The organism is Albidovulum marisflavi (assembly GCF_025751435.1).
Lineage (GTDB): Bacteria > Pseudomonadota > Alphaproteobacteria > Rhodobacterales > Rhodobacteraceae > Albidovulum > Albidovulum marisflavi.
Window position 1 is genome coordinate 1,314,111 of record NZ_JAOWKY010000001.1, and the last position, 21,333, is coordinate 1,335,443.

Below are 21,333 nucleotides of genomic sequence, written 5' to 3' on the forward strand. Positions count from 1 at the left end.
CAGGATAAGTTCAGCTTATCCTGAATTCATGGAACGAACCCGCATCCCCTCGCTCAACTGGCTGCGCGTTTTCGAGGCGGCGGCGCGGACGGAAAGCTTTGCCCGCGCCGCGGTCGAACTGAGCATGTCGGCACCGGCCGTCAGTCAGCAGGTCAAGGCGTTGGAGGCGCATCTGGGGGCAGAGCTGTTCACCCGTCACGCCCATGCCGTGCGCCTGACAGAGGCGGGCCGCGCCTATCTGCCCTCAGTCCAGATGTCACTCGTCTCGCTCGAAACCTCGACAGCCGGCCTCTTCGGCCGGGGAAGGGAAGAGCGGCTTTACGTGCAGGCGGTGCACATCTTCGCCCAAGGGGTCCTGGCCCCGCTGTACAGCGATTTCACCACACGGCATCCCGGCATCAAGCTGGTGCTGACCACCGGCAACGCGGTCGGCGATTTCACCCATGCCTTCAGCGATCTGAAGATCATCTTCGGCGCGCCTTCGGCCTTTGGCCCTGCTCACGACCGGCTGATCGGTGAAACGCTGTACCCCGTCGCGCGCCCCGAGATCGCGGCATCCATCCGGACGCCCGCCGACCTGCTTTCCCATCCACTGCTTGAGGTGGCGACCCATCGCGCGGGCTGGCCGCATGTCTTCGAATCGCTTCGCATCCTTGGCGCAGGCGCGCGGTTCCTGATGGTTGACTCCACCGTCATGGCGGCTGCGCTGGCGGGGCAGGGCGCGGGCGTCGCGCTGGCGCGCGCGCCGGCGAGCGATCCGATCATGGCCGCGCAGGGTCTTGTGCCGTGTCTTCCCGGCGTCGGCGTGATGGGGCTGGAATACTACCACCTGGTCTATCCCGATCCTGGCACGCTGCGCCGCCCTGCGCGGGCCTTCCGCGCCTGGCTGATGGAGCGCATGCGCACCTTCGATGGACCCGGCGCGCAAGTCTAGCGCAGGTCGCCGCGCCGTGCCGTGATCATGACCCGCGGTCGATCTTGGTCGACAAGTGGATCAGGCTTTCCGAGCTTTTGACGCCTGTCAGCGCGCCGATCTGATCCAGAACGTTGTCGAGTATCGTCGTCGACGCCGCCGCGACGTGAAGCAGCAGGTCGACCCGGCCCGAGGTCGTGAAGGCGCGCTCGACCTCGGGGATGGTCTTCAATCGCGACAGGACAGCTGCCTGCGCGCGCGGTTCGATGTTCAGAAGGATCGTCGCGCGGATGTGGCCCTGTCGGGCCGCCTCGCCAAGTTTGACGGTGTATCCGGCGATGATGCCGGTGCCCTCCAGTCGTTCAAGCCGCGCCTGAACCGTGGACCGCGCGACCTTCAGTTTGCGCGCAAGAGTCGCGACTGATGTGCGGGCATCCGTGCCCAGTTGGGCCAAAATTGCCTTGTCGAGATCGTCCATTTCGGGGTGCCGGCGTTGTGACCTGTCGTTTCGTCGTTTTAGCAGGTATTTTCGGCAAATCCACTCTTTCGATCGGTCGGAATGTGCCCCATATGCCCGGCACGTTCAGGGAAAAGGGCGGCTCATACGCACCTTGCCTGGTTTGGTCAAATGCGTAAGCGCTTTCCAACCGGTCGTGCCGGGGCATAGGGTGGCTGCGCCTTGTTGGCAGGAGCACGCCGATGGGGCTTTCCAAGACGATCTGGACGAATCCGTCCGAATTTCTGCGCACGCAACGGCCTGATCAGCCGGTGATGTTCTTTTCGCCCACGGTCCTGCAGGCGACGGCGCGGCGGTTCATCGACGGCTTTCCCGGTCTCGTGACCTATGCGGTAAAATCAAACCCCGAGGAAATGGTGATCCAGAATCTCGTCGCTGCGGGCGTCAAGGGTTTTGACGTGGCCTCCCCGGCCGAGATCGAGATGGTCGCGCGGCTCGCTCCGGGTGCGGCCATGCACTACAACAATCCCGTACGCGCCCGGCACGAGATCACCTACGCCGTGGGCATGGGCGTATGCTCTTACTCGGTCGACAGCCATTCGGAGCTCAAGAAACTGATCGAACTCGTGCCCGCCAGGGGCGTCGAGATCAGCGTGCGCTTCAAGCTGCCGGTTTCAGGCGCGACCTACAATTTTGGCGCCAAGTTCGGCGCGACTTTCGAAAAGGCGGTCCTGCTGCTGCAAGAGGTCGCAGAGGCGGGCTACATCCCCTCGCTGACCTTCCATCCCGGCACCCAATGCAGCGACCCGATGGCGTGGGACGCGTACATTCGCGCCGCGGCAGACATCTGCGGCCGGTCTGGCGTCATGGTGCGGCGGCTTAACGTCGGCGGCGGATTCCCGTCCCATCGTCTGCAGGGCGAACTGCCCCAGCTTGACGCGATTTTCGCCCTGATCGGCCGCGTAGCGGCGGAGGCTTTCGATGGTGCCCCGCCGGCGCTCGTCTGCGAGCCGGGGCGCGGGCTGGTCGCCGAATGCTTTTCGCTTGCCGCGCGGATCAAGGGCATCCGCGATAACGAGCACGTGTTCCTGAATGACGGTGCCTATGGCGCGATGGACGAACTGCCGCTGATGGGAACGATCGACCGGGTCCGCGTGTTGTCCGAACGCGGAGAGATCCGCAGCGGTGCGCTAGAGGATCACATCGTTTTTGGTCCGACCTGCGATTCGGTCGACCGGCTGCCCGGGGAACTGCCGCTGCCCGCCGATATGGACGAGGGAGACTATCTGGTTTTCGCCGGAATGGGCGCCTATTCGACCGCGACCAACACGCGCTTCAACGGGTTCGGTGATCTGTCGATCGCCACGGTGATGTCGCTGGGCGTTTGACCCGCGCCAAGGTGTCCTGCACATCGCAGATCCCCCTCTTGCGGCGTCACTGTTTCCAGTTTGCCGTAAACACTTCGTCGATGAACGCGGCACAAGCCGTCACGGGATCTTTTCTGGACGTATGCGGCCGGCGGGGCGATGATGGGGATAGGGGTAGGGGCTGCCGACGAAAGGAGACGGCGATACAATGCGCGATGTCGCGCGAAGGCTCTGGGGATTGCTTGGTCTCGGTCGTCGTGCCGCGGTCGAGGTGCAGGTTCCGCCACGCGGACGGGAGCCCACCGATCACGTCATCCTGATTGATGGAACGATGTCCTCGCTTGATCCGGGGCAGGAAACCAACATCGGCCGCATCTACCTTGCGCTTCGCGCGGTGCCGCAGTCGGCGCGCATGTCGATGTACTACGAACCTGGCGTGCAGTGGCGAAGCTGGCGCGACGCGCGCGATGTCGCGATGGGCCGGGGGATCAATCGCCAGATCCAGCGCGCCTACGGCTGGCTCGCCACGCGCTACCGTCCGGGGGACCGCGTTTTCCTGTTCGGCTTTTCGCGGGGCGCCTTCGCCGTGCGATCCCTTGCAGGGATTATCGACCAGGTCGGGCTTCTGCGGACCGATTGCGCGATCGAGCGCAACGTCCAGCTTGCCTATCGCTATTACCGCCAGGCCGAAGCGTCGGAGTCCCGTGACATCTTCGTCCGGCGCTTCTGCCATGCCAAGGTCGGGATCGAGATGCTGGGCGTCTTCGACACGGTCAAAGCGCTTGGCCTGAGATTGCCGTTCCTCTGGAGCTGGACCGAACCGCAGCATGATTTCCACAATCATGCACTGGGTCCTCATATCCGCAACGGCTACCACGCGCTTGCGCTGGATGAGACGCGCGCCGCCTATGACCCGCTATTGTGGGACACGACTGCGGCTGAAAAGTCCGCTCAGGTCGAGCAGGTCTGGTTTCGCGGAACCCACGGCGACATCGGGGGGCAGATCGGCGGCTTTGCTGCGGCCCGACCGCTTGCCAACATCCCGCTGGTCTGGATGCTGGAAAAGGCCGAGGCACATGGGCTGCCGCTGCCGGTCGATTGGCGGGGAGACTTCCCCACCGACCCCAAGGCGCCCTCGGTCGGGACTTGGAATGGCTGGGGCAAGGCGTTCCTGTTGCGCTCGAAGCGGAGGTTTGGCCAGGATCCGTCCGAGGCGCTGCACCGCAGCGCGCGCGATGGGTCGCGCGGCGCGCGGCGGGCGATGGCACACCACATGCGCCAGGCGTGATGCCGTGTGCCGGGCGGTCGCGCGCGAAAAGGCCCCGAAGCCGGGGCTTCGGGGCCAGTGCAGAGACTGTGCATCAGGCCACGTTCTGCAGGGAGACCTCGGTCGCGATCCCAAGCGCGGTGCAGACGTCGCGGGTCAGCTGCGGGCGATTGAGCGTGTAGAAATGCAGGTCCTCAACCCCGCCCGTCAGCAGTTCGTCGCAAAGCTCGGTCGCGATCGCTGTTGACAGCAGCGTTTCGTGGCCGTCGCGGATGGCGTGGGCGTAAGCCTCGTCCAGCCAGGTCGGGATCGCGGTGCCGCACCGGGTGGCAAAGCGCCTCGCACCTTGCCAGGAGTGGATGGGCAGGATGCCGGGAATGATCGGCGCGTCGATCCCAGCCTTTTCGCAGGCGTCGCGGAAGCGGAAGAAGGTTTCGGCCTCGAAAAAGAACTGGGTGATCGCGGAACTGGCGCCTGCGTCGATCTTGCGCTTGAGCCAAGCGATGTCCGCGGCCGTGTCGGCTGCGTCCGGGTGCCGTTCGGGATAGGCACCCACCCGGATCTTGAACTTGCCCGTGTCGGCCAGCGCCTCGACCAGTTCGACCGCATCACGAAAGCCCTCGGGGTGTGGGCAGAACGCGTCCGCGCCGCCGGGGGGGTCACCCCGAAGCGCCACGATCTCTGATACACCGGCGGCTGCGTAATCCTGGGCAATCTCAAGCGTTTCGGCCCTTGATGCCTCGACGCAGGTGAGATGTGCCGCGACGTTCAGGCCGAAGTTCTGACCGATGGCGCCCACGGCCTCGTGCGTCAGCTTTCGCGTCGTGCCGCCGGCGCCATAGGTGACGGAAACGAAATCCGGGCGCAGCGGCGCCAGGGTCTGCGCCGCATCCCAGAGACGGAAGGACGCATCGAGCGTTTGCGGCGGGAAGAATTCGAAGGAGATGCGAAGTGTCATGGGGAACCTCTTTTTGCTTGCTCCCCTTGTGCCGGGATTGTCGGCGTGAGACAAATTCATAATTCTCATCATTAATATGAGTCGTGCAACAAGATGTATCTGGAACTTCGGCATCTGCGGACGATCAAGGCGATCCATGATGCCGGCGGGCTGGCCAAGGCAGCCGACCTGCTGCACATCACCCAGTCGGCGCTTTCTCATCAGATGAAGGGGCTTGAGGATCAGGCGGGGGTGGAGCTTTTCGTGCGCCGGACGAAGCCGCTGAAGCTGTCGGCCGCGGGGCTCAGGATGCTGCGGGCCGCCGAGCGGATCCTGCCCGAGCTTGAGGCGCTGACCGAGGATTTCCGCGCGTTGCGCGCGGGCCGCTCCGGTCGCCTTCACATCGCGATGGAATGCCACGCCTGCTTCGACTGGCTGTTCCCGGTGTTGGAGCGGTTCCGTCACGCCTGGCCGGATATCGACGTCGACATTCGCGCGGGGCTGGCCTTCGATGCACTGCCCGCCTTGATGCGAGAAGAGGTGGATCTTGTCATCTCCTCCGATCCGGACGGGCCGGGCGGAGCCGTGTTCAACCCGCTTTTCGACTATTCGCCCACGCTTGTCGCCTCATCATCGAATTCGCTCGCCGCCAAGGAGTGGATCGAGGCAGAGGACCTGCGCGACCAGATCCTGATCACCTATCCGGTGGATCGCGGAAGGCTGGACGTCTTTTCCACGCTGCTGACCCCTGCGCGGGTCGAACCCCTTGGGATGCGACAGGTCGAACTCACGGCGGTGATCCTGATGCTGGTCGCCTCGGACCGCGGCGTCGCGGTTCTGCCAGACTGGGTCTTGCGGGACGTCAAGCGGCAAGACGACTATGTCACGCGCCGCCTGACCGAACACGGCGTGGTCAAGCGGATGTATGCCGCCACGCGGGAGGAGGACGCGACCCGTCCCTTCATGGCGCATTTCCTGCGGCTTGCCAGAACCGAGGCGGTGAAGCTTCAGCGCGCGTAAAGCTTGACCAAGTCGGCCGCCCGGAGGAACCTGCCGCCATTCGCAGGGAGGGACGGCATGTCTGGCGATCGGGGACAGGTGACTTCAGCTCATTGGGGGGCCTCGCGGGTTTTCACCGAGGGGGGGCGGATCGTGCGCGCCGAACCGTTCGAGGAGGATCCGGATCCCTCGCCCATCGCACATATCTTGCCCAAGGCTGTCCACCATGCCGACAGGGTCGCGCGGCCCTCGGTCCGGAAGGGGTGGCTTAAGGGTGACAGGGCGCGCGGGTCCGGCCACGACGATTTCGTGGAGATGCCGTGGGACGAGGCCCTGGACATCGCGGCCGAGGAGATAGGCCGCATCCGGCGCGTCCACGGGAACGAAGCGATCTACGGCGGTTCTTACGGCTGGTCCAGCGCGGGGCGGTTTCACCACGCGCAAAGCCAGTTGCACAGGTTCCTGAACTGCATCGGTGGCTATGTCGCGCGCCAGGGCAGCTATTCGCTCAGCGCGGCCGAGGTCATGATCCCGCATATCTTCGGTGTAAGCGAGAGCGAATTCCACTATTCCTACCAGGAGCGTTGGTCCGAAATCGTCGAACATACCGAAACTCTGGTGGCCTTCGGCGGGATCAACACCAAGAACGCACAGGTCAACCCCGGCGGAACGGGCGCGCATCGGACCGGCGCCTACCTGCGCGCGTTCGGCGCCGGGCGCGGTGTGATGTTCAATGTCAGCCCGCAGCGGGGCGACAGCCCCGAGTTCGCGCGCTGGATACCGGTCATTCCAGGCACAGATACAGCGCTGATCCTGGCCCTCGCACACGAGCTTGAGCGGACGGGGCGCGTGGACCGCGATTTCCTGTCGCGCTGCGCTGTCGGCTACGACCGCTTCCGCGCTTACCTTGCAGGCGAAACGGACGGCGTCGCAAAGAATGTCGCCTGGGCGTCCGCGATATCGGGGGTGCCCGCGGAGGAAATCGTCGCCTTGGCAGACCGGATGGCCACGACCCGCACGATGGTCGCCGTCTCCTGGTCGGTGCAGCGGGCCGAGAACGGCGAACAGCCCTATTGGGCCGCTGCGACGCTGGCGGCGATGCTGGGACAGATCGGCCTGCCGGGCGGGGGCTTCGGGGAAGGTTATGGAACGACCGATGGCGGTGGCACGGGGCCGACACGCCGCTGGGGCGGTGGTGCGTTGCCGCAGGGGACGAACCCAGTGGGCATCGCCATTCCCGTCGCGCGCATCGCGGACATGCTGCTGAACCCCGGCATGCCCTACCAGTACAATGGTCAGAACCGGACCTATCCCGACATCCGCCTGATCATGTGGGCGGGCGGGAACCCCTACCATCACCACCAGGACCTTCGGAGGTTGGAACGGGCCTGGGAAAAGCCCGACTGCGTCATCGTGAACGAGCCGTGGTGGACGGCGACGGCGCGCCGGGCCGACATCGTCTTTCCGGCGACGACCCCCTACGAACGCGAAGATTTCGGGCGCGAAAGCACCGATCCCTACATCTTTCACATGCCCCGCCTGATCGAACCATTGGGCGAGGCGCGCGACGATTTCGAGATCTTCCGCGGCCTCGCCGCCCGCCTGGGCGCAGAGGAAGCCTTCACGGAAGGGCTGAGCGCCACAGAGTGGATCGCCCGCCTTTACGGCGATTTTCGCGCCCACAGCGCGGGGCAAGGGGTCGCGACGCCGGCCCTTGACGATTTGAAGGCGCGCAACTGGGCCAAGATCGATCCGCCCCCGCAACCTGCCGAGGGCCCGCTGGCCGCTTTCCGCAGGGATCCGGAGGCGCACCCGCTGCAAACGCCTTCGGGACGGATCGAGGTCTTTTCAGACACGATCGCGGCCATGGGCTACGGTCACTGCCCCGGTCACGCGGTCTGGATCGAGCCAACCGAATGGCTGGGGACGCGCGACCGCTACCGGCTGCACATGCTGTCGCCGCAGCCCGCCGACAAGCTGCATTCGCAACTTGAAGCGGCGCTGGCGGATGAACCCGACGCCCGGCCCATGCGCGTCGTCCTGAACCCGGAAGAGGCGAGGTCCCGCGGGATCGCGGACGGCACGCTGGTCGAGGTCTTCAACGACCGCGGCACCTGCCTGGCGCGCGCGCGGATCAGCGACGACGTGATGCCCGGCGTCCTGATCCTTCCCACGGGCGCGTGGTACCGGCCGGACGGCCAGGGGCGGGACACGCAGGGCAATCCGAACGTGCTGACGCGCGACATCGGAACATCCCCGATCGCGCAGGGGCCTACGGCGCATACCACACTGGTCGATCTTCGCCCCGTCTGAGGGGCGCGTCGGTCAGGCATCGCGAACGGGCCCCAGGGGCGCATGTGAGGAAGAATGCAGGCGGCAGACGGCGAATATGTCACCTGGGCAGAGGTCTTGCGGGGGCGCTACGCTGCTTCCGTCCTCTTGTGCTGCCTTGGTGTCTGGCTGCATGCCGCAGACGCGCTGGTCGTGACGACGATGATGCCGGCCATCGTGGCCGATATCGGTGGCGACCGCATCGTCGCCTGGAACTTCGCGCTTTATGACACCGGTTCCATCGTTGCCGGGGCCGCAACCGGTCTTGTCGCGCTGCGCCTTGGGATCCGAGGGCCGATGATCGCCGCCGCGCTGCTGTTCGCGGCCGGATGCCTTCTCAGCGCGGTGGCGCCGACGATGCCGGTGCTTCTTGCGGGCCGGGTCGCACAGGGGCTGGGCGGAGGCGGGCTTGTCTCGCTTTCCTTCGTCGCGGTTGCGCGGATCTTTCCCGTCAGAATGATGCCGCGCGCCTTCGCGGCCATGTCGGTCGTCTGGGGCGCCTCGGCCTTTGCAGGGCCGCTGGTGGGGGGCGTCTTCGTGACCTGGGGCAGCTGGCGCGCGGGCTTCGTCGCCTTTGCGCTGCAGGCTGCGCTTCTGGCGGTCTGGTTCCGCTTCGGGATCGGAGATGGCGCGGCACCAAAGGGTCAGGATGACGCGGCCGGCCTGCCGATGCGGCGGCTTGCTCTGTTGTGCGCGGCGGTGCTGTCGGTGGCCTTTGCCGGGATCGCAGGCTCCGTCGCGCTGATGTCGCTGTTCCTGGCCCTGGGTGTCGGGGCGCTGGCGCTGTTCGCCTGGCTCGACAATCGCAGCGGAGCGGACCGGCTCTGGCCCCGCCGGGCCTTCGATCTGCGGCATCCGACCGGTGCGGCCCTGGTGATGATCCTCGCCATGAACATCTCGACCATGGGGCTCGCGACCTATGGGCCGCTTCTGATGGACCTGATCCACGGGACCAAGCCCCTGGTCGCCGGCTACATCGTCGCGATCATTTCGATAGCATGGACTGTGTCCGCCGTTGTTGTCTCTGGCCAGCCCCAGCGACGCGATCCGATGTTCATCATGGCCGGCATGACCTTGGTGCTGTTAAGCGTGATGGGGCTTTTCCACGCGGTGCCCCGAGGGCCGGTGTGGCTGATTGCCGTATTCGCCGCCTGCGAAGGGATCGGCTATGGCATGGCCTGGTCCTTCATCGTCCGCCGCGCCGGGCGCTTGGCCGTGGGCGAGGATACGGACCGGATGACCGCGGCGCTGCCGACGATCGGACGGCTGGGCTACGCGCTTGGTGCCTCGACCATGGGGATCTTCGCCAACTCCGCCGGGTTCGATGCCTCGGCCAGCGCGCCAGACGCAGCGCAGGTCGCGCGCACGATCTTCCTGGGCAGCATTCCCTTCGCGGCCCTGGGATGGGTGGCGATGCTGCGCTTTACCACCTTTGGCGGGTCACGCGGCGTTTGACCGGCAGGAACAGTGCGGCTAGGCTTCGTTTCGAAGCTTCAGGCAAGGAGGGCCGCGATGACATACCGCGTGACGCGGCGACTGACGCTTGGCCCTGTTCCGGCCCCGCATGGCGTGATGCGGGGCGGCGTGGAAGCCTGAGCGAACCCCGTCTGCCCCAAGGCTGGAGCAAGAGCACCAGCCGGATGTGTTCAGGATGCAAAGCATCCCCCGGCAGACGAGACCACGATGAGCCTTCTTTCCGTATCCGACCTTGCCCTGACGCTCGCAGAGCCGCTGTTTTCCGATCTTGATTTCACCATCCACCCCGGCGACCGCGTGGGCCTTGTCGCCGCCAATGGCCGCGGCAAGTCCTCGCTCTTGCGCGTTCTTGCAGGGTTCTCGGAACCGACGCACGGCCGCGTGGTCCTTGCGAGGGATGCGAAGGTCGCGCTGGTGGAGCAGGACCCACCCGCGTCGCTTCGGTTCCTGCCCCTGCGCGAGGCAGTCCTGCTTGGCCTTCCAGAGGAGTCGCGCGATTATGAGGGGTGGCGCGTGGATATCGCGCTGGACGACCTGCTGGTGCCCCATGACCTGCGCGACAGGCCGATGGAGGCGCTTTCGGGGGGCTGGCAGCGCAGCGCGCTGCTTGCCCGCGCGGCAGTCGCCGAACCGGACATTTATCTTCTGGATGAGCCGACCAACCATCTTGATCTGTCGCGCATAGGTGTGTTGACCCGCTGGCTGGGGGCGCTGCCGCGTGCGGTGGCGGTCCTCACGGTAAGCCACGACCGCGCGTTCCTTGATGCTTCGACAACGCACACACTGTTCCTGCGCCAGAGCCGCAGCAGGATCTTCGCGCTTCCCTATTCACCCGCGCGCGCCGCGCTGGACGCGGCTGACGCCGCCGACGCCCGCGTCTTCGACAACCAGATGAAGGAAGCGCAGCAACTGCGCAGGCAGGCGGCGAAGCTGAAGAATATCGGGATCAACTCCGGCAGCGACCTGCTGACGGTCAAGACACGGCAACTGACCGACAGGGCCGACAAGATCGAGGCCGGGGCAAGGCCCGGACACCGCGATCGGTCGGCAGGCGCCATCCGTCTCGAGGGCAGCGCCAGTCATGCGCGCGCGCTTCTGACCTTCGAGGATGCCCAGATCCTTGCCCCCGACGGCCGTCTGCTGTTCCGGACAGGCCCGAAATGGATCGTGCCGGGCGACCGGGTGGTCCTGCTGGGGCAGAACGGCGCGGGCAAGAGCAGGATGATGGCCACGGTTCGCGCGGCGCTAGGCGGCGCGGACGGGGCGATCCGCGCGGCGGCATCGGCCCGCGTCGGGATCGCGGACCAGGACCTGGGGCAGATCGATCCCGACCGCTCTCCTCATTCCCAGCTTTCTGAGCGGTTCGATCTTGGCGATCAGGCGCTGCGGGGCGCGCTGGCGGGCGCGGGTATCGCCATCGATCGCCAGACCGCGCCGGCCCGCAGGCTCTCGGGCGGGCAAAGGGCGCGGCTTGCGATGCTGATCCTCCGGCTTGAGCAGCCGAACCTGTACCTGCTGGACGAGCCGACCAACCACCTGGACATCGAAGGGCAGGAAGCGCTTGAGGCAGAGATCGCCACCGATGCGGCCGCCGCGCTGATCATATCGCATGACCGCGCTTTCGTGCGGGCGGTCGGAACCCGCTTCTGGCGGATCGCCGGGCGCCAGCTGGTCGAGGTCGAAAGTCCGGAAGGCTTTTTCCGCGAGGCGGAGGAGGGGGGCGGTTGAGCCGCCCAGGCGCAACCGGGCGGACACTGGGAAACTTTTCGCCCCGCGCGCCCTTCACAAGGGCGCAGGGGCCGCGTATAGGCAGGCGCTGATCCAGGAGAAGCCAGCGATGCAGGGCAGTGCCAATCTCAACGTGATGATCAAGGCCGCGCGCAAGGCGGGCCGCAGTCTCGTCAAGGACTTCCGCGAAGTCGAAAACCTCCAGGTTTCTGCCAAGGGGGCGGGCGACTTCGTCAGCCGCGCCGACATCGCGGCGGAAAAGATCATCCGTGAAGAACTGATGACCGCGCGGGCCAGCTACGGCTGGCTGGGCGAGGAAACCGGCGCGGCGGACGGTCAGGACCCGACCCGGCGCTGGATTGTCGATCCCCTGGACGGGACCACAAATTTCCTTCACGGCTTGCCGCACTGGGCGATCTCCATCGCGCTTGAGCACAAGGGCGAGATCGTTTCTGCCGTCGTCTTCGATCCTGCCAAGGACGAGCTTTTCTGGGCTGAAAAGGGCGCGGGCGCGTGGATGAACGACACCCGAATCCGCGTTTCGGGCCGCCGCGTGATGGCCGAGGCGCTTTTCGCGACGGGCGTGCCCTTCGGCACCAAGAAGACACTGCCGGCGACCATGCGCGACCTTGCGCGCCTGATGCCCGCCTGCGCGGGCGTGCGTCGCTGGGGCTCTGCGGCGCTGGACCTGGCTTACGTTGCAGCCGGACGCTACGACGGGTTCTGGGAACGCGAACTGAATTCCTGGGACATGGCTGCCGGTCTGCTTCTGGTGCGCGAGGCTGGCGGTTTCGTGTCGGGCGTGCGTGAAGATCAGGACATCTTCGACAGCGGCACGATCATCGCGGCCAATGGCCAGCTGCACGAACCGCTTGCGAACATCCTGCGCGCACCGGCCTGATCGCGACGGACGTCCTTAGAAAAAGCTACCATTTGCGACGCTTCACGCGCGGGACGCGCGTGTGCGTATATTCGGTGTCCGGATGTGGCGGGCGCCCGCCCGTCCTCTGCCAGAATTCGGCGGCACCGCGTCTCAGCCAGGCCGGCAGCGTCAGGACGAGCCCGGCGGCGAAGCCCCCCACATGTGCCCAATAGGCGACCCCGCCGATGTCCGTCGGCGTGCCAAGCCCCGAAAAGACCTGTATCGCGAACCACAGCCCCAGCATGAGCCAGGCGGGCACGGCGACCACACGGAAGAACACGATGAAAATTATCAGGACGTCGATGCGCGCGCGGGGGAACAGCAGCACATAGCCCCCCATGACGCCGCCGATCGCGCCGGATGCGCCGACGGTCGGGATATCTGAAAGCGGATTTGCCGCGATCTGCGCGACCGCGGCCGCCACACCGGCGACGACGTAAAGCAACAGGAAACCCGCGTGCCCCAGGGCATCTTCCAGATTATCGCCGAAGATCCACAGAAACAGCATGTTGCCCGCAAGGTGCATGAAGCCGGCATGCAAGAACATCGAGCTGAATATGCCCGTGTATTCGCCGTACTGCGTCACCAAAACCGGGTACAATGCCCAGTCGCGCAATAGCGCTGACTGCCCCGCGGGCGAGTTGAGGTAGCCCAATTCGACCAGAAAGACCGCAGCATTCGCCAGGATGAGCGTCCAGGTCACCCAGGGCGTGGAACCGGAAGGATTGTGGTCGCGGATCGGAAACATCGTTCGACGCTTTCCGATCCGCGATCTGCCGTCAAGGGGTCAGGCCGCCCCTGCTTCGGCCAGAAGCGCCGCGTTTCCACCCGAGGCGGTCGTGTCGACGCAGACGTGGCGTTCCAATGCCACATGTCCAAGGTCCGGCATCGCGGTGATCAGCGGCAGGATCGGCCCCCGGCGCTCTGCAAGAGCCAATGCGTAATCGCGGGCCTGTTCTTCCTCGCCCCACCACAGCGCGCCGGCGAAGCCCTCAAGCGTCGTGAGCATTTCCGGCGCAAGCTGCCCTTCGACCGCCACCGCGGTCCCGCCAAGCGCGCGGATTGCCTCGGCCTGGGTCTGGGCGGCGGCGCCCGGTCCAAGGCAAAGGAACGGGGCACGGGCGCAAAGCGTCAGCTGATTCGATTCCCCCGTCGGGCCGGGCAGGTCGATCCTGGTGATCTCTCCGCCCGCGCCGGCCTTGGCAAGTGCCGCGCGCACGGCGTTCGGGTCGGCCTTTGCGTTCGATCCCGCCGACAGAGCGGCAGGTTCGGGTTGGGTGAAGCGCGCCAGGTATTCCGGGCCGCCCGCCTTGGGGCCGGTGCCGGAAAGTCCCTCGCCACCGAAGGGCTGGCTGCCGACGACGGCACCGATCTGGTTGCGGTTGACATAGATGTTGCCGACGCGCAGCGCCTCGCACACTTCCTGCACGCGGTTGTCGATGCGGGTGTGAAGACCGAAGGTCAGCCCGTAGCCGGTCGCGTTGATGTCATCGATGACCTTGGGCAGGTCCTCAGCCTTGTAGGTCGCGAGATGCAGCACCGGGCCGAAGATTTCGCGGCCAAGATCGGCGATGCCCTTCACCCGGATTACCGACGGCGCGATGAAATGCCCGTTGCGCGGGATCGAAAGCTGACGCAGCAGCCTTCCTTCCTTTCGCGCCTTTTCGATGTGTGCGCGGATGCCTTCTTCGGCCTCGGCGTCGATCACGGGGCCAACGTCGGTCGAAAGCGACCAGGGATCACCCAGCTTCAGTTCCTCCATCGCGCCGAAAAGCATGTCGGTGAAATGGGGCGCGATGTCTTCCTGCACGTAGAGGCAGCGCAGCGCCGAGCACCGCTGGCCCGCGGACTGGAAGGACGAGGCGATCACGTCGCGCACCGCCTGTTCGGGCAGCGCGGTCGAGTCGACGATCATCGCGTTCAACCCGCCGGTTTCGGCGATCAGCGGCGCACCCGGCGCTAGGTGCTTGGCCATGGCGCGGCGGATGATCAGCGCGGTTTCGGTCGATCCGGTGAAGCACACCCCGTTGACGCGCGGGTCGGATGTCAGCCGTGCGCCGACGGTTGCGCCGTCGCCGGGCAGAAGCTGCAGGGCCGAGGCCGGCACACCCGCCTTCAGCATGAGCCCCGCCGCGAAGGTGGCGATCAGTGGCGTCTGCTCGGCGGGTTTCGCCAGGACCGCATTGCCCGTGGCCAGCGCCGCGGCGATCTGGCCGGTGAAGATGGCAAGCGGGAAGTTCCAGGGGCTGATGCAGACGAATAGCCCGGCCGGGGCTGCGCTGATCGCTTGCGCGCGCGCCGCGTAGTAGCGCAGGAAGTCGACCGCTTCGCGCACTTCCGCGACTGCGTCCGCCAGCGTCTTGCCGGCCTCGCGCGCCAGGAGCGCGAAGATTGGGCCGAAGTTTTCCTCGTACAGGTCGGCGGCACGGTTCAGGATGACTGCGCGTTCCTTGGAAGAGGCCGCCCAGGGACGTGCAGCGGACAGTGCGGTGTCGACATCCTCGGGCGATGCGTCGGTGATGCGGCCCACGCGGGCGCCGGTGGCGGGGTTGGCAACAAGGCGGGGCGCCAAGCCCTTCACCTTGCCCGCGATCAGCGGCTGGCCGGTGAATTCCGTCTTGGCGTGTTCGTCGCGCGCCGTGTCGATCATAGACAGCGTCGGCGCGTCGGTCAGGTCGAACCCTTCCGAATTCCGCCGTTCGGGCGCGAAGAGTTCCGGACCCTTGCGGATGACGCGGTTGGCAATGTCGGGCAGCATCGCCTCGACCGCATCGAACGGGTCCGACGCGACGGTTTCCGGCGCGACTTCAAGGTCGACGATCTGGTGCACGAACGAGGAGTTGGCTCCGTTTTCCAGCAGGCGGCGCACCAGATAGGCCAAAAGATCGCGGTGCGCGCCGACGGGGGCGTAGATGCGGCAGCGCGTGCCCTCATCCCGGTGGACGATGTCATGCAGACGCTCGCCCATGCCGTGAAGGCGCTGGAACTCGAACGCGGTCTTGTCCGCCGCCATGTCCAGGATCGCGGCGACGGTATGGGCGTTGTGGGTCGCGAACTGCGGATAAATGCGATCCGTCAGGCCCAGGAGCTTGCGCGCGTTCGCGATGTAGGAAACGTCGGTCGCCTCCTTGCGGGTGAAGACCGGGAAGTCGGTCAGGCCCATGACCTGCGCGCGCTTCACCTCTGCGTCCCAGTACGCGCCCTTGACGAGCCGGATCATGATCTTGCGGTCAAACTTGTCTGCCAGCGCATGCAGCCATTCGATCACGAGGCCTGCGCGGCGGCCGTAACCCTGCACGACCACGCCGAACCCGTCCCAACCTTCAAGTTCCGGGTCCGACAGCACGGCCTCGATCACCTTCAGCGAAAGCGTCAGACGGTCGGCTTCCTCGGCGTCGATGTTGAAGCCCATCTGCGCCTTGGCGGCCTGCCGGGCCAGATCACGCACGACGGGCACCAGCTCGGCCATCACGCGTGCTTCCTGCGCCACTTCGTAGCGCGGATGCAGGGCGGAAAGCTTGACCGAAATGCCCGGATTGGCGCGGATGTCGTCAGAACGGCAGGCCGAGGCGATCGCGGTGATCGCGCGCGCATAGGCCACGGCATAGCGGCGGGCGTCGTCGGCAGTCTTTGCGGCCTCGCCCAGCATGTCATAGGAATAGGTGTAGCCCTGCGCTTCCATTCCCGCGGCGCGGTCCATCGCGGATGAGATGGTTTCGCCCAGCACGAACTGCTTGCCCATTTCCTTCATCGCGCGGGACACGGCCTTGCGGATGACCGGTTCGCCCAGGCGGCGGACGGCGTTGCGCAGGTGGCCGGCAACGCCCGGCTCCTTTTCTTCCAGGACCTTGCCGGTCAGCATCAGCGCCCAGGTGGACGCGTTGACCAGCGGAGAGGCAGAGTGGCCCAAGTGCTTGCCCCAGTCCGAGGGCGCGATCTTGTCCTCGATCAGCGCATCCATGGTTTCGGCGTCGGGCACGCGCAGCAGCGCCTCGGCCAGACACATCAGCGCGATGCCCTCTTCGGTCGAAAGCCCGTATTCGGCCAGGAACACTTCCATCAGCCCCGGCCGCACGTCCGCGCGGATGCGCCGGACCAGATCCGCGCCCTTGGCGACGATGCGCGCGCGGTCCTGCGCCGAAAGGGCGGCCTCGGCGATCAGCCGTTCCAGAAGCGGACCTTCCGCAGCAAGAGAGCCGGTTTCGATCCTGTGCCAGAGCGCGTCCATGAAATCCTCCTGACGTTTGAACCATGATATCGCTTGCAGACGGGGCATTCTTCCCAAAGAATGGTAGAAGGTAGGCAAGTAGACTATTTTCGGGTGTATGGACATGCCAAACGATCTTCCGGATATGGATCGCTACGACGCCGCGATTCTGCGAGAGCTTGCGGCGGACGGGCGAATGCCTGTGACGGAGCTTGCCCGGCGCATCGGATTGTCGAAAACGCCGACTCAGGCACGGGTCAAGCGGCTGGAGGAAACCGGCGTCATCGCGGGCTACCGCGCGGTGCTGAGCCCGGTTCGCCTGGGTCTTGCGAACGTCGCCTTCGTCGAGGTCCGGCTGTCCGACACCAGGGAAAGCGCGCTTCAGGCCTTCAATCGGGCCGTGCAGGGGGTCGCCGAGATCGAGGAATGTCACATGATGGCGTCAAGCTTCGATTACCTGCTGAAGGTGCGCACCGGCGACATCGCGGATTACCGGCGCGTCCTGGGCGAAAGGATATCGTCGCTTCCCCACGTGGCATCGACTTCGACCTACGTGGTGATGGAGGCAGTTAAGGAACGCGGTTTGTAACCCTTGTCCGCAGCGCGCATTCCTCTATGGTCGCTCCGCCCGGCCCGCGTGGTGGAATGGTAGACACAGGGGACTTAAAATCCCTAGGCCGAAAGGCCATGCCGGTTCGAGTCCGGCCGCGGGTACCAGGCGGGTGCCGTCCGAGCCTTCAGACTTTGCCGCGGGTACCAGGCAGGTGCCGTCCGAGCCTTCAGACTTTATTGCGTTTTACCCCAAATTGACCTAGAATCTTTGCCGCGACGTTACCTCTATCGACCACTGTCTCCGTCTTCGGCCCAGTCTCGATCTTGCACTGACTGCGCCGGGCCGCCGCATATCGCGGGCGGGACATGACAGGAGAATGCACGATGGCCACCGGCTCCGTGAAATGGTTCAACGCCACCAAGGGTTACGGCTTCATCGCCCCCGAAGGCGGAAACAAGGACGTGTTCGTCCATATCACCGCTCTTGAGCGCGCGGGCATCCGCGAGCTGAAGGACGGCCAGAAGGTCACCTACGACGTTCAGGCCGGCCGTGACGGCCGCGAAAGCGCGATCAACATCGTTCTGGCCTAAGGCCAAGCGAAGGGGGAGGGCCCGCGCCCTCCCTCAACTGTAATGTGCCACCGGCGTGCCCGCGATCGCGGACATGTTCAGAAGGCCCCGCGCCGTGATCGACGGCGTCACGATGTGGGCCTTGTTCCCCATACCCATCAGGATCGGCCCGACCTCAAGCCCGCCAGCGCGCATCTTCAGCATGTTGCGCGCCGTACTTGCGGCGTCCGTGTAGGCGAACACCAGGATGTTCGCCGCGCCCTCAAGCCGAGAGTTGGGGAACACGCGCGCCCGGAGTTCGGGGTCAAGCGCCGTGTCGGCCGACATCTCTCCCTCATAGGCGAAGTCCACGCCCTTGGCGTCAAGGATGTCCATTGCCGCACGCATCCGGCGGCCGGAATCGGTCTCCAGGTTGCCGAAGTTCGAATGCGAACACAGCGCGACCTTGGGGATGATGCCGAAGCGGCGGGCATGGCGCGCGGCACCGCAGATGGTCGTGGCGATCTGTTCGGGCGTGGGTATCGCGTTGACATGCGTATCCGCGATGAATAGCGGCCCGTCTTCCTGGATCATCAGCGAAAGCGCGCCGTGCGGACTCAGCCCGTCGCGTGCCAGAAGCTGGGTGACGTAGTTCATGTGCCACAGGTACTGCCCGAAGGTGCCGCAGATCATGCTGTCGGCATCGCCCCGGTGCACAGCGATGGCGGCGATCGCCGTGGTGTTCGTCCGGACCACGGCACGGGCGATGTCGGGCGTCACGCCGCGGCGCTCCATCAGCTGATGGTAGGTGCCCCAATAGTCGCGGTAGCGCGGATCATTCTCGGGGTTGATGACCTCGAAATCCCGTCCGGGCCGGATCGGCAAGCCCGCGCGTTCGCAGCGTCGCTCGATCACTTCGGGGCGGCCGATCAGGATCGGGCTGTCTGTCATCTCTTCAAGCATTGCGTTGGCGCAGCGCAGGACGCGTTCGTCCTCGCCCTCCGCATAGATGATCTTGCGGGTCGCGCCGCGCGCCGCCTCGAAGACCGGCCGCATGATCAGGGCCGACCGGAAGACCGAACCGTCAAGCTTTTGCTTGTAGGCGTCCATGTCGGCGATCGGCCGCGAGGCCACGCCCGTTTCCATCGCCGCCTTCGCGACGGCTGAGGCGACGACGCCGATCAGTCGAGGGTCGAAGGGCTTGGGGATCAGGTAGTCCGGCCCGAAGCTAAGCTTTTCGCCGCGATAGGCGGCGGCGGCCTCTGCGCTGGTCGTCGCGCGGGCAAGCGCGGCGATCCCCGCGACACAGGCCAGTTCCATTTCGTCGTTGATCGTGGTCGCACCCACGTCCAGCGCGCCGCGGAAGATGAAAGGGAAGCAAAGGACGTTGTTGACCTGATTCGGGAAATCGCTGCGGCCCGTCGCGATGATCGCGTCCGGCGCCACGCCGCGCACTTCGTCCGGCAGGATCTCTGGCGTGGGATTGGCCAGGGCAAAGACGATCGGGCGCGGCGCCATCTTGGCCACCATGCCGGGTGTCAGCACGCCGGGACCCGACAGGCCAAGGAAAAGGTCCGCGCCCTCGATCACCTGGTCCAGTGTCGCGGGGTCGGTTCCCTGGGCATAGGCCGCCTTCTGCGGCGTCATCTGTTCTGCCCGTCCATGATAGACCAGGCCCGCCAGATCGCAGAGCCACACGTTTTCCCGCCTGACGCCCAGCTTCAGCAGCATGTCGAGGCAGGCGATCCCCGCAGCGCCGCCGCCGGTCGAAACGATCTTGATATCCTCGAACCGCTTGCCTGTGACGTGCAGCGCATTGGTCGCCGCCGCACCGACGACGATCGCGGTTCCATGCTGGTCGTCGTGGAAGACCGGGATGTTCATGCGTTCCCGACACAGCCGCTCCACGATGAAACAGTCCGGTGCCTTGATATCCTCGAGGTTGATCGCGCCGAACGTCGGCTCTAGCGCGCAGACGATGTCCGCCAGCCTCTCCGGGTCGCTCTCGTTGACCTCTATGTCGAAGCAATCGATGTTGGCGAATTTCTTGAAAAGAACGGCCTTTCCTTCCATCACCGGTTTCGAGGCCAGCGCGCCGATGTTGCCAAGGCCAAGAACCGCCGTTCCGTTCGACACCACCGCAACCAGGTTTCCGCGCGCCGTGTAGCGGCTGGCTGTTGCCGGATCGGCCTTGATCTCCAGACAGGCTTCCGCGACGCCTGGGGAATACGCCCTGGACAGATCGCGCCCGTTCGCCATCGGCTTGGTAGGCCGGATCTCAAGCTTTCCGGGTTTCGGAAACTCGTGATAGTCCAGCGCCGCCTGTCTTGCGCTGTCTTGACGGGCCTCTTCCATGACGCCTCCCCTTCTAGTTTAGTATTAAACTAGTATACTTCGCATGCCTTGCCCTTACCACGCCACGGCTGGGACGACCACAGATTTCGCTTGAACTCAGCGACCCGGCGGGAAGACTGGCCGAAACCGGAACCTTCTCCGACCAGGAGCATACGATGAGCGAGACCCGCGCCGAAGTTCTTTTGCCCACCACCGACCTGAGGCAGGATATCCCGTTCTTCACCAAGGTGCTCGGGATGCGGATGGACATGATCTATCCTGCGGACAATCCGGCGGTCGCGGTCTTTTCGGGCCACGGCTTGCGGGTGCGGCTGGATCAGGCCGCACCTCAGGCGCCCGGGCGGCTTCGCATCCTGACCGATACACCCGATGCCCTTGCGGAGGGAAAGCGGTGCATCACCGCGCCGGGCGGGACTGTGGTTGAGGTTGACGAGCTGAACCCGCCGCTGGTCCTGCCGCCCACGGAACATGCCTTTGTCGTGCGCCGCCTTGCCGACCAGGCGCCCTGGGTCATCGGCCGTGCGGGCATGGCCTACCGGGATCTGGTGCCCAGCCGCCTTGGCGGTGCGATCATCGCCAGCCACATTCGCGTGCCCGATGGCAAGGTCCCGGACATGGTCCACTTCCACAAGGTCGGCTTCCAGCTGATCTTCTGCGTAAACGGCTGGGTGGACGTGCTTTACGAGGATCAGGGCGGGCTTCGCCGCATTCATGCCGGGGACTGCTTCATCCAGCCGCCGGGAATCCGCCACCGCGTGGTCGAGGCAGGCGATGACATCGAGGTGGTCGAAATCGGCGTTCCCGCCGAGCATGTTACCGAGATCGACCACGACATGACCCTGCCCACGCCCGATTACCGCCCCGAGCGCGAATGGGACGGGCAGAAGTTCGTCCACAACCTTGGCAACGATGCGATTTGGCAGGACTTCCGGTTGCCGGGCTACATCTGCCGCGACACCACCGTAGCTGAGAACACCAAGGGCGTCGCGGGCGTGCAGGTCGTGCGCCGCGGGCAGGGCAAACCCGTGCCCGCGCGCCATGACAGCGACATCCTTTTCGGCTTCGTCATGGCGGGCGCGATGACCCTGCAGGGCGAAGGCAAGGAGCCCTTCCGTCTTGGCAGGGGCGACGCATTCGTGACGCCGCCCGGCATGGTCACCTCCTGGGCCGACCCGACCGAGGATTTCGAGCTGCTGGAAGTGTCCTTGCCCGGATACTTTGTCACCGTGCCGGCGTGACCCACGGCCTGTCGCGGCGGTCGTCTGGCTCGGGC

At 65.7% G+C, this 21,333-nt stretch carries 16 protein-coding genes and 1 tRNA gene; 12 read left to right on the forward strand and 5 right to left on the reverse strand.

The window, feature by feature from the left end; all coding sequences use genetic code 11:
• Positions 1-28: 28 nt before the first annotated feature.
• A complete protein-coding gene (locus OEW28_RS06350) occupies positions 29-934 on the forward strand; it encodes a LysR family transcriptional regulator (protein ID WP_263733863.1) in 906 nt (301 codons plus the stop codon).
• Positions 935-959: 25 nt separating this feature from the next.
• Here the strand turns inward: OEW28_RS06350 and OEW28_RS06355 are convergent, their stop codons facing one another.
• Positions 960-1,391 (reverse strand): Lrp/AsnC family transcriptional regulator, encoded by a 432-nt coding sequence (locus OEW28_RS06355; protein ID WP_263733864.1) that lies wholly within the window; start codon positions 1,389-1,391, stop codon positions 960-962.
• A gap of 221 nt (positions 1,392-1,612) precedes the next feature.
• On the opposite strand from OEW28_RS06355, the gene OEW28_RS06360 reads away from it, so the two are divergent.
• On the forward strand, positions 1,613-2,758 hold the full coding sequence (locus tag OEW28_RS06360) for a type III PLP-dependent enzyme (protein ID WP_263733865.1): 1,146 nt from the start codon (positions 1,613-1,615) through the stop codon (positions 2,756-2,758).
• A gap of 187 nt (positions 2,759-2,945) precedes the next feature.
• Positions 2,946-4,025, forward strand: coding sequence for a DUF2235 domain-containing protein (locus OEW28_RS06365; protein WP_263733866.1), 1,080 nt, complete (start codon positions 2,946-2,948; stop codon positions 4,023-4,025).
• A 73-nt stretch (positions 4,026-4,098) separates the two neighbouring features.
• Here the strand turns inward: OEW28_RS06365 and metF are convergent, their stop codons facing one another.
• The gene (metF, locus tag OEW28_RS06370) at positions 4,099-4,962 is read right to left on the reverse strand and encodes a methylenetetrahydrofolate reductase [NAD(P)H] (RefSeq protein ID WP_263733867.1); all 864 of its coding nucleotides are present in this window, start codon (positions 4,960-4,962) and stop codon (positions 4,099-4,101) included.
• A gap of 93 nt (positions 4,963-5,055) precedes the next feature.
• Here metF and OEW28_RS06375 point away from each other — a divergent pair, with 93 nt between their 5' ends.
• From OEW28_RS06375 to OEW28_RS06395, 5 genes are all read left to right on the forward strand, one after another.
• Positions 5,056-5,961 (forward strand): LysR family transcriptional regulator, encoded by a 906-nt coding sequence (locus tag OEW28_RS06375; RefSeq protein WP_263733868.1) that lies wholly within the window; start codon positions 5,056-5,058, stop codon positions 5,959-5,961.
• Between the two features lie 57 nt (positions 5,962-6,018).
• The gene (locus OEW28_RS06380; protein WP_263733869.1) at positions 6,019-8,253 is read left to right on the forward strand and encodes a molybdopterin-dependent oxidoreductase; all 2,235 of its coding nucleotides are present in this window, start codon (positions 6,019-6,021) and stop codon (positions 8,251-8,253) included.
• A gap of 54 nt (positions 8,254-8,307) precedes the next feature.
• A complete protein-coding gene (locus OEW28_RS06385; RefSeq protein ID WP_263733870.1) occupies positions 8,308-9,726 on the forward strand; it encodes an MFS transporter in 1,419 nt (472 codons plus the stop codon).
• Between the two features lie 228 nt (positions 9,727-9,954).
• Positions 9,955-11,475, forward strand: coding sequence for an ABC-F family ATP-binding cassette domain-containing protein (locus OEW28_RS06390; RefSeq protein WP_263733871.1), 1,521 nt, complete (start codon positions 9,955-9,957; stop codon positions 11,473-11,475).
• Positions 11,476-11,584: 109 nt separating this feature from the next.
• Entirely contained in the window at positions 11,585-12,376 is a 792-nt protein-coding gene (locus tag OEW28_RS06395) for an inositol monophosphatase family protein (RefSeq protein WP_263733872.1), read from the forward strand.
• A gap of 25 nt (positions 12,377-12,401) precedes the next feature.
• On the opposite strand, the gene OEW28_RS06400 is transcribed toward OEW28_RS06395, so the two are convergent.
• Together OEW28_RS06400 and putA are read right to left on the reverse strand one after the other, a co-directional pair.
• Positions 12,402-13,145, reverse strand: coding sequence for a rhomboid family intramembrane serine protease (locus OEW28_RS06400; RefSeq protein WP_263733873.1), 744 nt, complete (start codon positions 13,143-13,145; stop codon positions 12,402-12,404).
• A gap of 39 nt (positions 13,146-13,184) precedes the next feature.
• The gene (gene putA / locus OEW28_RS06405) at positions 13,185-16,625 is read right to left on the reverse strand and encodes a bifunctional proline dehydrogenase/L-glutamate gamma-semialdehyde dehydrogenase PutA (protein WP_263733874.1); all 3,441 of its coding nucleotides are present in this window, start codon (positions 16,623-16,625) and stop codon (positions 13,185-13,187) included.
• Positions 16,626-16,728: 103 nt separating this feature from the next.
• Between putA and OEW28_RS06410 the strand changes: the two genes are divergently transcribed.
• From OEW28_RS06410 to OEW28_RS06420, 3 genes are all read left to right on the forward strand, one after another.
• Positions 16,729-17,193 (forward strand): Lrp/AsnC ligand binding domain-containing protein, encoded by a 465-nt coding sequence (locus OEW28_RS06410; RefSeq protein WP_263733875.1) that lies wholly within the window; start codon positions 16,729-16,731, stop codon positions 17,191-17,193.
• A 42-nt stretch (positions 17,194-17,235) separates the two neighbouring features.
• Positions 17,236-17,321 (forward strand) — tRNA-Leu (locus tag OEW28_RS06415).
• 219 nt (positions 17,322-17,540) lie between these two features.
• Positions 17,541-17,747 (forward strand): cold-shock protein, encoded by a 207-nt coding sequence (locus tag OEW28_RS06420; protein ID WP_263733876.1) that lies wholly within the window; start codon positions 17,541-17,543, stop codon positions 17,745-17,747.
• A gap of 33 nt (positions 17,748-17,780) precedes the next feature.
• Here the strand turns inward: OEW28_RS06420 and OEW28_RS06425 are convergent, their stop codons facing one another.
• Positions 17,781-20,060: an NADP-dependent malic enzyme gene (locus OEW28_RS06425; RefSeq protein WP_263733877.1), complete on the reverse strand. Its 2,280-nt coding sequence runs from the start codon at positions 20,058-20,060 to the stop codon at positions 17,781-17,783.
• Positions 20,061-20,215: 155 nt separating this feature from the next.
• Between OEW28_RS06425 and OEW28_RS06430 the strand changes: the two genes are divergently transcribed.
• Positions 20,216-21,298, forward strand: coding sequence for a cupin domain-containing protein (locus OEW28_RS06430; protein ID WP_263733878.1), 1,083 nt, complete (start codon positions 20,216-20,218; stop codon positions 21,296-21,298).
• Positions 21,299-21,333 lie beyond the last annotated feature (35 nt).

What these genes read in the sequence shown, in the direction of transcription:
- OEW28_RS06350 (WP_263733863.1), top strand. Translation starts at nt 29, where the DNA reads ATGGAACGAACCCGCATCCCCTCGCTCAACTGGCTGCGCGTTTTCGAG.
- OEW28_RS06355 (WP_263733864.1), bottom strand. Translation starts at nt 1,391, where the DNA reads ATGGACGATCTCGACAAGGCAATTTTGGCCCAACTGGGCACGGATGCC.
- OEW28_RS06360 (WP_263733865.1), top strand. Translation starts at nt 1,613, where the DNA reads ATGGGGCTTTCCAAGACGATCTGGACGAATCCGTCCGAATTTCTGCGC.
- OEW28_RS06365 (WP_263733866.1), top strand. Translation starts at nt 2,946, where the DNA reads ATGCGCGATGTCGCGCGAAGGCTCTGGGGATTGCTTGGTCTCGGTCGT.
- metF (WP_263733867.1), bottom strand. Translation starts at nt 4,962, where the DNA reads ATGACACTTCGCATCTCCTTCGAATTCTTCCCGCCGCAAACGCTCGAT.
- OEW28_RS06375 (WP_263733868.1), top strand. Translation starts at nt 5,056, where the DNA reads ATGTATCTGGAACTTCGGCATCTGCGGACGATCAAGGCGATCCATGAT.
- OEW28_RS06380 (WP_263733869.1), top strand. Translation starts at nt 6,019, where the DNA reads ATGTCTGGCGATCGGGGACAGGTGACTTCAGCTCATTGGGGGGCCTCG.
- OEW28_RS06385 (WP_263733870.1), top strand. Translation starts at nt 8,308, where the DNA reads ATGCAGGCGGCAGACGGCGAATATGTCACCTGGGCAGAGGTCTTGCGG.
- OEW28_RS06390 (WP_263733871.1), top strand. Translation starts at nt 9,955, where the DNA reads ATGAGCCTTCTTTCCGTATCCGACCTTGCCCTGACGCTCGCAGAGCCG.
- OEW28_RS06395 (WP_263733872.1), top strand. Translation starts at nt 11,585, where the DNA reads ATGCAGGGCAGTGCCAATCTCAACGTGATGATCAAGGCCGCGCGCAAG.
- OEW28_RS06400 (WP_263733873.1), bottom strand. Translation starts at nt 13,145, where the DNA reads ATGTTTCCGATCCGCGACCACAATCCTTCCGGTTCCACGCCCTGGGTG.
- putA (WP_263733874.1), bottom strand. Translation starts at nt 16,625, where the DNA reads ATGGACGCGCTCTGGCACAGGATCGAAACCGGCTCTCTTGCTGCGGAA.
- OEW28_RS06410 (WP_263733875.1), top strand. Translation starts at nt 16,729, where the DNA reads ATGCCAAACGATCTTCCGGATATGGATCGCTACGACGCCGCGATTCTG.
- OEW28_RS06420 (WP_263733876.1), top strand. Translation starts at nt 17,541, where the DNA reads ATGGCCACCGGCTCCGTGAAATGGTTCAACGCCACCAAGGGTTACGGC.
- OEW28_RS06425 (WP_263733877.1), bottom strand. Translation starts at nt 20,060, where the DNA reads ATGGAAGAGGCCCGTCAAGACAGCGCAAGACAGGCGGCGCTGGACTAT.
- OEW28_RS06430 (WP_263733878.1), top strand. Translation starts at nt 20,216, where the DNA reads ATGAGCGAGACCCGCGCCGAAGTTCTTTTGCCCACCACCGACCTGAGG.